This window comes from Janthinobacterium sp. AD80, assembly GCF_002878455.1.
GTDB lineage: Bacteria > Pseudomonadota > Gammaproteobacteria > Burkholderiales > Burkholderiaceae_D > Janthinobacterium.
In genome coordinates, this window is record NZ_NRDQ01000103.1 from 1 (window position 1) to 11,087 (window position 11,087).

The 11,087-nt window shown below is 62.7% G+C and carries 10 protein-coding genes and 2 pseudogenes; 9 read left to right on the forward strand and 3 right to left on the reverse strand.

The features are described 5' to 3' along the window. Positions 1-416: pseudogene (locus JaAD80_RS19250) on the reverse strand (sel1 repeat family protein); the annotation flags it as partial. A gap of 411 nt (positions 417-827) precedes the next feature. On the opposite strand from JaAD80_RS19250, the gene JaAD80_RS19255 reads away from it, so the two are divergent. The 8 genes from JaAD80_RS19255 to JaAD80_RS19290 all read left to right on the forward strand — a co-directional run bounded on the left by JaAD80_RS19255 (position 828) and on the right by JaAD80_RS19290 (position 8,203). Next, positions 828-1,847 carry a porin gene (locus JaAD80_RS19255; protein ID WP_102296403.1) on the forward strand — a complete coding sequence of 340 codons (1,020 nt, stop codon included), beginning with the start codon at positions 828-830 and terminating at the stop codon, positions 1,845-1,847. 179 nt (positions 1,848-2,026) lie between these two features. Continuing rightward, the gene (locus JaAD80_RS19260; RefSeq protein ID WP_102296405.1) at positions 2,027-2,704 is read left to right on the forward strand and encodes a DUF484 family protein; all 678 of its coding nucleotides are present in this window, start codon (positions 2,027-2,029) and stop codon (positions 2,702-2,704) included. Between the two features lie 7 nt (positions 2,705-2,711). Further along, on the forward strand, positions 2,712-3,659 hold the full coding sequence (locus JaAD80_RS19265) for a tyrosine recombinase XerC (RefSeq protein WP_102296407.1): 948 nt from the start codon (positions 2,712-2,714) through the stop codon (positions 3,657-3,659). 150 nt (positions 3,660-3,809) lie between these two features. Further along, complete coding sequence (locus tag JaAD80_RS19270; protein WP_102296409.1) at positions 3,810-4,898, forward strand: GTP-binding protein; 1,089 nt, start codon at positions 3,810-3,812, stop codon at positions 4,896-4,898. A gap of 482 nt (positions 4,899-5,380) precedes the next feature. Continuing rightward, entirely contained in the window at positions 5,381-5,833 is a 453-nt protein-coding gene (dksA, locus tag JaAD80_RS19275) for an RNA polymerase-binding protein DksA (protein ID WP_102296410.1), read from the forward strand. A 225-nt stretch (positions 5,834-6,058) separates the two neighbouring features. Continuing rightward, on the forward strand, positions 6,059-6,595 hold the full coding sequence (gene hslV / locus JaAD80_RS19280; RefSeq protein ID WP_102296412.1) for an ATP-dependent protease subunit HslV: 537 nt from the start codon (positions 6,059-6,061) through the stop codon (positions 6,593-6,595). A gap of 42 nt (positions 6,596-6,637) precedes the next feature. Next, complete coding sequence (gene hslU / locus JaAD80_RS19285) at positions 6,638-7,990, forward strand: ATP-dependent protease ATPase subunit HslU (RefSeq protein ID WP_102296417.1); 1,353 nt, start codon at positions 6,638-6,640, stop codon at positions 7,988-7,990. 18 nt (positions 7,991-8,008) lie between these two features. After that, positions 8,009-8,203 (forward strand): hypothetical protein, encoded by a 195-nt coding sequence (locus tag JaAD80_RS19290; protein WP_102296413.1) that lies wholly within the window; start codon positions 8,009-8,011, stop codon positions 8,201-8,203. An 87-nt stretch (positions 8,204-8,290) separates the two neighbouring features. Here the strand turns inward: JaAD80_RS19290 and JaAD80_RS19295 are convergent, their stop codons facing one another. After that, positions 8,291-8,905 carry an outer membrane protein gene (locus tag JaAD80_RS19295; protein WP_102296415.1) on the reverse strand — a complete coding sequence of 205 codons (615 nt, stop codon included), beginning with the start codon at positions 8,903-8,905 and terminating at the stop codon, positions 8,291-8,293. Positions 8,906-9,086: 181 nt separating this feature from the next. On the opposite strand from JaAD80_RS19295, the gene JaAD80_RS19300 reads away from it, so the two are divergent. After that, complete coding sequence (locus JaAD80_RS19300; RefSeq protein WP_258003090.1) at positions 9,087-9,872, forward strand: helix-turn-helix transcriptional regulator; 786 nt, start codon at positions 9,087-9,089, stop codon at positions 9,870-9,872. On the opposite strand, the pseudogene JaAD80_RS19305 reads toward JaAD80_RS19300, so the two are convergent. Next, positions 9,845-11,087, reverse strand: a pseudogene (locus JaAD80_RS19305) (patatin domain-containing protein); the annotation flags it as partial. The gene JaAD80_RS19300 and the pseudogene JaAD80_RS19305 overlap by 28 nt on opposite strands.

Consider the following 11,087-nt stretch of genomic DNA (forward strand, 5'->3'; position numbering starts at 1 on the left):
AGGCCCGCTTGCCGCGCCAGCAGCCACTGCGCATCGGGCAAGCCGGCGCGTGCCGCCGCTTCCAGTGCCGCGTGCGCCTTGGCGCGCAGGGCGACGCAGCTGTTGACGGCATTGCCCAGCACCAGTTGCGCCAGCACCAGGCCGGCTTGCACCAGGCCCGCGTCAAATGCCTGTTCATAATAGGGCAGCAACGCCGTGGCGGCCGGTTGCGCCACCTCGAACGGCACATACGTGCCGATCAGCATGCACGCTTCCTCGCTGTCTTCCTGCGCCGCCCGGGCCAGCCAATGCAAGGCCGTGGGCAAGCTTTGCGGCACGCCCTGGCCAAACAGATACACTCTTCCCAGCGCCAGCTGACAGGCAACGTCACCCGCACGCGCCCCCTTGATCAATCCTAGTATTTCGCGATTTGCCATCGATTCTCGATATTGAGTCAATGATTCTAATAGTGTGTAGTCTCCAGGCCGATTGCCCGGCCATGTCCATAGTGTACCGTCCTTGTGTCACAAATCTGCCACTGCCCACGCAAGATCTTGATTCAACGCAACAATCGCCGGCCCCAGCCGCGCCAACATAGTGCGTCTCGAATGGAAAAGTCAGGGGGAAAAAGGCGCTGGCGGCGCCCGGCGCACCGCAATCGCGCGTTACGAAAATACAACAGGGCCATGGATTTATCACGCTTTCCACCAATCTTTTCACGCATATTTGACCAATCCCACACGCCCGGCACGCCGAGGAATTAAGGTTCATTCATCGAAACGCGGCATCTGGCGCCTTTCAATCTGCTCGGATCTCGGACGGAACTCACTTTTAATAGGGAATAAGACATGAAAAAATCACTCGTTGCCCTCGCTCTCTTCGGCGCCTTCGCCGCAACCGCACAAGCGCAGTCATCCGTTCAAATCTACGGCACGATTGATGCTGGCCTGGGCAAGACGACTGGTGAAACCACCAAGGTCACCAAGCGCGACAACAACAAACTGGGCTTCAAGGGTACGGAAGATCTGGGCAATGGCCTGAAAGCCATCTTCCAACTGGAAATCCGCTATGAATCCGATACCGGCACGCTGGAAAGCAATGCCCGTCCGCTGTTCCAGGGCCAAAGCCGCGTCGGCCTGCAAGGCGACTTCGGTACCGTGCGCCTGGGCCGTGGCCTGACCGCCTTCCAGGAATCGAGCACCGGCTTCGAACCATGGTCGGGCATGCCAACGCCGGCCGGCTTCCAGACCGATCTGACCGTGGCTGCCTACAGCAGCGACCCGCTGAGCGCGCCAGGCAACTCGCGTAACCGCTTCTCGAACGCCGTGTTCTACAATTCGCCAGTGTTCAGCGGCTTCCAGATCAATGCCACCGTCGCCGCCAAGGAAGCCAATGGCAACGCCGCCGTCGCAGCCACGGCAGGCAACCGCGCCGTCCCGGCCAATGCCACACCGGACTCGAATCCATATTCGGTTTCGGCCACCTACACCAACACGCAATTCGCCGCCATGGCCGCCTACGAGCGCAATGCCCTGGAAGCCAAGCTGTGGTCGGTTGCGGCATCGTTCAATCCGATCACGGAATTGAAACTGATGGCCTCGTACCAGCATCAGGATGACAGCAACTTCAAGCTGGTCAATACCGACACCAAGGCATGGCTGATCGGCGCCAACTACGACGTCGGCCCAGGCAAGGTTCGCGCTGGCTACGGTCAGAAAACGCCGGACGGCGTGACCAAGACCAAGCAGGCATCGCTGGGCTACGACTACAACCTGTCGAAGCGCACCTACCTGTACGCGGACATCTCGAACCGCAAGGACGCTGTGTCGAAGACCTACATCGGTCTGGGCGTACACCACAACTTCTAATGGCCGCGCCTGTCCCCATCACGGGGGCAGGCTGACCAGCGAAGAACAGGCGGCATGGGCAACCATGCCGCTTTTTTCATGGGCGCGCGGAAAATGCACGGGCAACGCGCCCTTTGCGCCTATGGCGCGGCACTCTCGGTTAGAATTAAGCGTTCATCTTTTACCTTCAGAAGCCATCAATGACCGCCACACTCGATTCCAGCACCGTCGCCCAGTATCTGAGCGAGCATCCGAATTTCTTTGCGGAGCACACCGCGCTGCTCGGCGAGGTCAAGCTGAGCAGCCCGCTGACGGGACGCACCATCTCGCTGCAGGAGCGGCAGATGGAAGTGATGCGCGACAAGTACAAGGCGCTGGAACTGCGCATGTCCAAGCTGAGCCGCCTGGCCGAGGAAAATGGCGACATCGCCAGCAAGTTCCACGGCTGGAACCAGGCCATGCTGCAAGTGCGCAACGATGCCGACATGCCGCGCGTGCTGGTCGATGCCCTGCAAAGCAATTTCGACGTGCCGTGCGTCAGCCTGCGCCTGTGGCAAGTGCTGCCGGAACATGCCAACGGCTGGTTCACGGAAGATGTCACGGCCGATGTGCGCATGTTCGCCAACAGCCTGCAAGCGCCGTATTGCGGCAGCAACCGCGATTTCGAAGCCGTGCACTGGCTGCAGGCGGACAAGATCGAATCGACCGTCATGATCGCCCTGCGCGCGCCGAACACCACCGGCACCTTCGGCCTGCTGGTGCTGGGCTCGCCCGACAGCGAACGTTTTACCGCCAGCATGGGCACCGACTTCCTCGTGCATATCGGCGCCACGGCCAGCGCCGCGCTGGCCGCCCTGCGCGCCGGCTCGCCTGCCTGAAAACGCCATGAGCGACGCACGCGGCAAGGCTGACTGGCTGGACGCCTACCTGGCGCAGCTGGCCACGCAGCGCAAGCTGTCGCCGCACACCATCGATGCCTATGGCCGCGACCTGCGCGAATTGCTGGCACTCAGCGGCACTACGCCCTGGACAACGCTGGCGCACAATGAAGTGCGGCGCTACACGGCCAAGCTGCACGGCGGCGGCCTGGACCCGCGCTCGATCGCCCGCAAGCTGTCGTCGTGGCGCGGTTTCTTCAATTGGCTCAGCGGTGAAACGCCGCTCGACGCCAATCCCGTCGACGGCATCCGCGCGCCCAAGCGGGCCAAGACCTTGCCGAAAGCCCTGTCGGTAGACGATGCCGTGCGCCTCGTGGCGCCGGCGCAACACCAGCAAGGCGGTGCCGAACCGGAACAGCTGTGCAACCGCGCCATGTTCGAACTGCTGTACTCGAGCGGCTTGCGCGTCTCCGAACTGACCAGCCTCGATACCCATTACTGCAAGGCGAAAAACGGCCAAGACGCCTCGCTGGGCTGGCTCGACATGGCCAGCTTCGAAGTCGTCGTCACGGGCAAGGGCAGCAAGATGCGCAAGGTGCCGGTCGGCAAGGCCGCGCTCGTGGCCCTGAGTACCTGGCTGGCCGTGCGTCCGCCGGCCGCCGATGGCAGCGCCGCCCTGTTCCTCAGCACGCGCGGCACGCGCATCTCGCCGCGCGTGCTGCAGCTGCGCCTGAAGGCGCACGCGCTGGCCACGGAGATTCCCGCCAACGTGCACCCGCACGTGCTGCGCCACTCGTTTGCCTCGCACGTGCTGCAATCGTCAGGCGACCTGCGCGCCGTGCAGGAAATGCTGGGCCACTCCAGCATCACCTCGACCCAGGTCTACACGGCCCTCGATTTTCAGCACCTGGCGCACGTGTATGACCAGGCACATCCGCGCGCCAAGGCCAAGTAATCACCAGCCCGCCCGGGCATCCCCGTTTGCCGGCCTGATCCAAATCAAGCGCTTCGGCGCCCATTTGCAAGCTTTTGCAAAATTCCGGCATAATCGTCCGCATTCGGCCGCTAGCGCGGCGGCACCACCGACTACAGCATAGGCATTCCCATGGCACTGATCCCCACCACCATCCTCACCGGTTTCCTCGGCGCCGGCAAAACCACCTTGCTCAACCGCATATTGCAGGAAGAGCATGGCATGCGCATCGCCGTGATTGAAAATGAGTTTGGCCAGGAAAACATCGACAACGAGATCCTGGTGCAGGACAGCAACGAGCACATCATCGAGATGAACAACGGCTGCATCTGCTGCACCGTGCGCGGCGACCTGATCGTGGGCTTGACGGAACTGGCGCGCAAGCGCGACGCCGGCTTGCTGGCGTTCGACCGCGTCGTCATCGAAACGACGGGCCTGGCCAATCCCGGCCCCGTGGCGCAAACTTTCTTTGTCGACGAGGAAGTGGGCAGCCATTACATGCTCGACGCTATCCTGACGGTGGTCGATGCCCGCCATGCCATGAAGCAACTGGACGAATACGAGGAAGCCCAGCGGCAGGTGGGCTTTGCCGACAAGCTGCTGCTGTCGAAAACCGATCTGGTCAGTGAAGACGAGGTGGCCGCCCTGACGCGCCGCCTGAAACGCATCAACCCGCGCGCGCCCATCGGCAAGGTCGATTTCGGCCGCGCGCCGCTGGCCGAGGTGCTCGACATCCGCGGTTTTAATTTGAACGAGAAGCTGGAACTGGACCCGGATTTCCTCGCCACCGAAACGGCGCATGTGCACGATCACGACCATGCGCACGAGCATGGCCATGAGCACGAGCAAGCGCATGAGCATGAGCACACCGACGCCTGCGCCACCGATTGCGGCCATGCCAACCACCACCATGCGCAGCATAGCGACGACATCGCCGCCTTTGTTTTCAAGAGCACGCAACCATTCGACAGCGCCAAGCTCGACGAGTTCCTGGGCGGCCTGGTGCAAGTGTATGGCCCGCGCATGCTGCGCTACAAGGGCGTGCTGCTGATGCAGGGCGCCGAGCGCAAGGTGGTGTTCCAGGGCGTGCACCAGCTGATGGGCAGCGACCTGGGCGCCAAATGGGGCGAGAACGAGGTGCGTGGCAGCAAAATGGTATTTATTGGCAAGAATCTACCAAAAGACATTTTTATTCGCGGACTCGAACAATGTTTGGTATAAACTAGCCGGGTTTTGCGAAGTACCCGTTGCAAAGCAGAAACAAAAGGGAAAGTTAAGCACGCTTTCCCGCTGTCTGACACACATCTTGCTGGCATAAACCAACAAGTGGCCGTCTCTGATCGGCTCGTCAACAAATCGGGATGGCAATATAAGGCAAAGCGTGCCAAAATCAGCGACGAAAACGGCCCATGTCGTTCGCCTGTCATGAAATGCTGGCAAACTGCCGCTGGCCGCATGCCAGGCATGCAACCGATCCACCCAACACGCAGGTCGACGCGGTCATAGCGCGGCTGGCATATAGCGGTAAAAAGTTATCAACATGGCAAATGTAGCCGGCCGGTAGTCCTGGCCGCCGCCGGCAAGCCAAGGTCGCACGCAGTACAGCGGGACAGCAATGCCTAGCGGAACCTGTACAGTTGCTCGGCGTCGCCGCAGCAACTGATCAATTTGAAAACTCTGTCGTATCGAAGGTAAGCGAAGTTATGACCAAAACTAATAAATCGACCCCGGCCACCAACCAAGACATCCCTCTCATCAGCGAAGAACAAATTCGCGCCATGAGCGACGATGACTACATGAATCCGGCACAACTGGCATTCTTCAAGGCACGTTTGCAACAGCTTGAAAAAGATCTGTTGAAAAACGCCGGCGAAACCACGGAACACCTGCGCGAAACCGTGCTGGTACCGGACCCGGCCGACCGCGCCACCATCGAGGAAGAGCATGCGCTGGAACTGCGCACGCGCGACCGCGAACGTAAATTGCTGAAAAAAGTCCAGCAATCGATCGCCAGCATCGACGCCGGCGACTATGGCTGGTGCGAAGAAACGGGCGAGCCGATCGGCATCCCCCGCCTGATCGCCCGTCCTACCGCCACCCTGTCGCTGGAAGCCCAGCAACGCCGCGAACTGAAGCAAAAACTCTACGGCGACTGATCGCCGTGCCCGCGCGCAGCCGCCCCGGCGGCCGCGCGCGCGTGACAAAAAAAAGCATGCATCCTTCGGTTGCGTGCTTTTTTTTCGTCCCGCGCCGACTACACTGAAAGCGGGCCCGGCGGCGGCAAGTGGCGCTTGCAATTGCCTTTTCCATCCCCACTTTTGAGACATGGGCGCGCAAGCGCATGGCTTTGCACGCATCGGCACGAATCTTTTGAGGTCACTATGGAACAATTTCACGGCACCACCATCCTCTGCGTCCGGCGCGGCAAGCAAGTCGCCTTGGGCGGCGACGGCCAGGTAACGCTCGGCAACATCGTCATGAAGGGCACGGCCCGCAAAGTGCGCAAGCTGTACCAGGGCAAAGTCCTGGTCGGCTTTGCCGGCGGCACCGCCGATGCCTTCACCCTGCTCGACCGCTTTGAAGGCAAGCTGGAAAAACACCAGGGCAACCTGCTGCGCGCCTCCGTCGAACTGGCCAAGGACTGGCGCACCGACCGCGTGCTGCGCCGCCTGGAAGCGATGCTGCTGGTGGCCGACAGCGAATCGACCCTGGTCATCACCGGCAATGGCGACGTGCTGGAACCGGAAGACGGCATTGGCGCCATCGGCTCGGGCGGCACCTTCGCCCAGTCCGCCGCCAAGGCGCTGCAGGAAAACACGGAACTGTCGCCGGCTGAAGTGGTCAAGAAATCGCTGACCATCGCCGCCGAACTGTGCATTTACACGAATATGTCCCACATCATCGAGACCTTGGACTGAGTCCAGGCACGCCTGAGCAAAGAATAGAAAGCCATTATGATCATGAACATGACCCCGTCGGAAATCGTCACCGAACTCGACAAGCACGTGGTGGGCCAGGCCAAGGCCAAGCGCGCCGTCGCCATCGCCTTGCGCAACCGCTGGCGCCGCCAGCAGGTGGCCGAGCCCCTGCGCCATGAAATCACGCCCAAGAATATCCTGATGATCGGCCCCACGGGCGTCGGCAAGACGGAAATCGCGCGCCGCCTGGCCAAGCTGGCCGAAGCGCCGTTCATCAAGATCGAAGCGACCAAGTTCACGGAAGTGGGCTATGTGGGACGCGACGTCGACACCATCATCCGCGACCTGATCGACATCGGCATCAAGCAGACGCGCGCGCTGGAAATGAAAAAAGTGCGCGCCCGCGCCGAAGACGCGGCCGAAGACCGCATCATCGACATTCTCGTGCCGCCGGCGCGCGATTTCGGCTTCACCGCGAATACGGCGGCGGCCGTGGACAGCGGCAGCGGCGACAGCACGCGCCAGACTTTCCGCAAGCGCTTGCGCCAGGGCGAACTCGATGACAAGGAAATCGAGATCGAGCTGGCCGACGCGGGCGCGCAGATGGAAATCATGGCGCCGCCGGGCATGGAAGAAATGACGGAGCAGATCAAGTCCATGTTTTCCGGCGTCGGCGCGCAGCGCAAGAAGGCGCGCAAGGTCAAGATCCGCGAAGCGTTGAAACTGCTGGTCGAGGAAGAAGCGGCCAAGCTGGTGAACGACGAAGAGCTCAAGCAGAAAGCCATCCAGAACGTGGAGCAGAACGGCATCGTCTTCCTCGATGAAATCGACAAGATCGCCTCGCGTTCGGAAGCGGGCGGCGCCGACGTCTCGCGCGCAGGCGTGCAGCGCGACCTGCTGCCGCTGGTCGAAGGCACCACCGTCAACACCAAGTACGGCATGATACGCACTGACCACATCCTGTTCATCGCCTCGGGCGCCTTCCACCTGTCGAAGCCGTCGGACCTGATCCCGGAACTGCAGGGACGCTTCCCCATCCGCGTGGAACTCGAATCGCTGTCGATCGCGGACTTCGAGCGCATCCTCACCAGCACCGACGCCTGCCTGACGATGCAGTACGAAGCCTTGCTGGCGACGGAAAACCTGACATTGCGCTTCGCCCCGGAAGGCATCACGCGCCTGGCGGAAATCGCCTATGCCGTCAACGAGCGCACGGAAAACATCGGCGCGCGCCGCCTGCATACGGTGATGGAGAAGCTGCTGGAAGAAGTGTCGTTCACGGCCAGCGAAAACAGCAGCAGCACGGAAAACCTGCTGGTGATCGATGCGGCTTACGTCAATGAGCGCCTGGAAGCGTTGTCGGTCAACGAGGACCTGTCGCGCTACGTGCTGTAATCAGGAAGGGGGAAACCGATGGCAAACAAGGCATTGGCGACGCGGCAGAAGATGCAGTTCCGCGTCGAGCCCTCGCAAAAACCGCGCAACCCGGTCGCCGCTGCCGCCCTGCAGCGCAGCGCCGGAGCGCACGTGAAAACCGTCTCAGGCCAGCGCCAGCAGGAAAAGCGCCTGCTGGCAAAGCTGCTGATGAAGGTCGACGTCAAAGACTGATCCGGACATATTCATGCCAGGCCGCCCGCGGACACCCCGTTCAAGGGCGTCCGCCATCAGGCCACTGTGTGCCGCGGCATCATCCCCTTAAAAACGGTAGGACGCGCCCAGCGAAAACATGTCGACCCTGGCCGTCTGGCTGCCGTTGTACTTGACCGGCACGCGGTCCCAGTCCAGGTGCAGCGACCAGTTCTGGTTCAGCGCATACGCCGTGCCGATGCCATAGGTCAGGCCGATCTTGCTCTTCTTGTCCGAACCGCCAGCCAGATAATCGACCTTGCCCTGCGTGTAGGCGGCGCCAACGCGCCCGCTCAGGGTAAAGGCGTCGAACTGGTAGCCGAGCACCCCTTGCACGCCCAGGCCCGTGAATTTGCCGCGGCCAGCGCGCTTGCCGGCGCCCGTGTCGAAGCCGGACTTGACCTCGCCGCCCGTGTACCCCACCAGTTCAACCGAAGGCAGGGCCACGCCGCCCTGAAACGGCAGCGCGTTGAAACTGTAACCCACGTATGCCTTGCCGTTGCGCTTGCTGCTTTTGTCGCAATCGCCTTGTGCGGGCACGCAATCGAGGTCGCTGCTGGCGCGAAAGCCATAGCTGGCGCCCGCATAGAAGGGACCCGGCGCAGGCTCGGCGGCCGTGGCATGCAGGGGAGCGATGGCGGCCAGCGCCAGCAGCGCCACTGGAAATTGAAATTTGAAGGACATGGATAACCTCTACAAGTGGATGGATTGCCTGGTTGTAGCGCGCTGCGTGAACCACGCTCTGGCGCCACCTGCAGGAGTGTCATCGCTTTTGCTGAGAAGTACCATCTGCTTGTGCAAAGTGCCATTCCGGGCTACATTCGGTACCGTCATCCGCCACCAAACTTGCAAGAAGGGAATTATCGTGAGCTCGCCCGAACTGGTTTTACGCGTGCTGCGCACGCAATTGCGCGCCGCCGGCATTACCTACAAGGTACTGGCCGAACGCATCGCCATGAGCGAATCGAGCGTCAAGCGCATGTTCGGGCAGCACGACATGTCGCTGTCGCGCCTGGCCCTGATTTGCAAGGCCTCGGGCATCGCCATGGAAGACGTGCTGCGCGGCGCGGCCGACATCACGCCGCATGCCGACACGCTGACGCTGGTGCAGGAAAAATCGCTGATCGCCCATCCCCGTCTGCTGCTGGTGGCGATCTGCTGCCTTGGCCACTGGAGCATGGAGCAAGTGGTGGAAACGTATGCGCTGACGCAGGCCGAATGCATCGGCTACCTGGCCGAACTGGACCGGCTGGGCTTGATCGAACTCAAGCCGCTGAACCGCTACAGCCTGCGCGTCTCGAACGCCTTTCACTGGCTGGCCGACGGCCCGGTGCAGCAGTATTTCCGCGAACATGTGGTGGCCGACTATTTCAGCGGGCATTTTGACGGCGCCGGCGAAACCCTGATGTGCATCCCGGCGCGGCTGTCGCTGTCGAGCGCGCAGGAACTGGTGCAAAAGATCCGCCAGCTGGCCGAGGAGCTGGCGCGCCTGCACCAGGGCGACCGCCGCCTGGCGCCGCAGGAGCGCGACGGCTTTACCCTGCTGCTGGGTTTCCGTTCATGGGAGTTTGCCGCCTTCACGGCCTTGCGCCGCGGCGCATCGGCGGCGGCACCGACCGCCAGTTACCAGACAGGCCCCAGGAACAGATAGAAGGTGCTCTCGCCGCCCTTGGTGGCGCCCGACGCCATGTAGACGGGGCCGAAGCGCGTATCGACGGAGATGAAAGCGCTGCCCGCCTGCGTGAACTTGCTGGCTTTCCAGCGGTCGCTCTGGTCGAAGCCGCCGCCCATTTCCAGCGAAAAGCCGGCCCGCACCACGCCGCCCAGGGTGCTGGGCAGGGAGCCGATGCGGCGTGCCATCACCAGACGCGCCAGGGCGATACTGCGCCCGCTCACCGATTCAAATTCCGTGCCGGACAGGCGCAGGAAGCCGCCCAGGTTGAGCGGCGCCTCGCCCCGCTGCGCACGCGCCCATTCGCCGTACACATGGCCGGCCCAGTTGCCGCTGCTGAACGCCTTCAGCGCCGTGATGGACGAGCGGCCCAGGGCGGCATCGTCCGTTCCCGTGGTCAGGGCCCGCGTCCAGGTTGCGTCCAGCAAGGTGCCGCGCGTGGGGAAGCCCGGCGAATCGAGCGTATCGACGCGAAACTGCACGAACTGCGTGGTGCCCAGCGCGCGCGATTCCGGCTGCGTGGGGTCGGCCGGAATCGCCAGCTTGGCCTTGACCTCCGTGCGCGAGATGCCAAACTGCAGATCGCCCCAGGTACCGAACTGGCGCCCCAGCACCAGCGCAGCTGCCTGGCCGTTATAGGCCACGCGGGAGCTGCGCCGGCCCTTGTCGAACAAATCCATCGCCGACGAGGTGTACTGCAGCTGCGGCGCGATATACCACGGGTTGCCGGCGCCCAGCGGCTGCCAGAACTGCACCCCATAGCCGCGCTCATTGCCGATCTGCGCCGTGCTGCGCAACTCGCCGCCCCAGCTGTTCAGGTTCGAGCGCACATGCAGCAGTTTCAATGCAAAATTATTGCTGTCCCTGAAATCGCTGGCCAGTTCCAGGCCCACGCGCAGGCGGTTGCTGGCCCACGGCGCCTCGACGGCCTTGATGCTCACCGTGCGCTGTTCGCCCGCGTCGACCACTTCCGTCTCCACGCGCGCCACGTCGCCGCGGCCATACAGCTTGGCGGCCGCCTTGAGCACCTCTTCCTGGCTTACCAGCTGCCCTTCCACCAGCCCTGACTGGGCCTGCAGGATGCGCGGATTGATCTCGCCCTCGCTCTCCACGGCCAGGCGCGTCAGCGGCAAGGCCACGTCCAGCAGGGCCGGCGCGGCCAGGCGCAGCTGCTCGCGCGCCGCGTACTGCTCC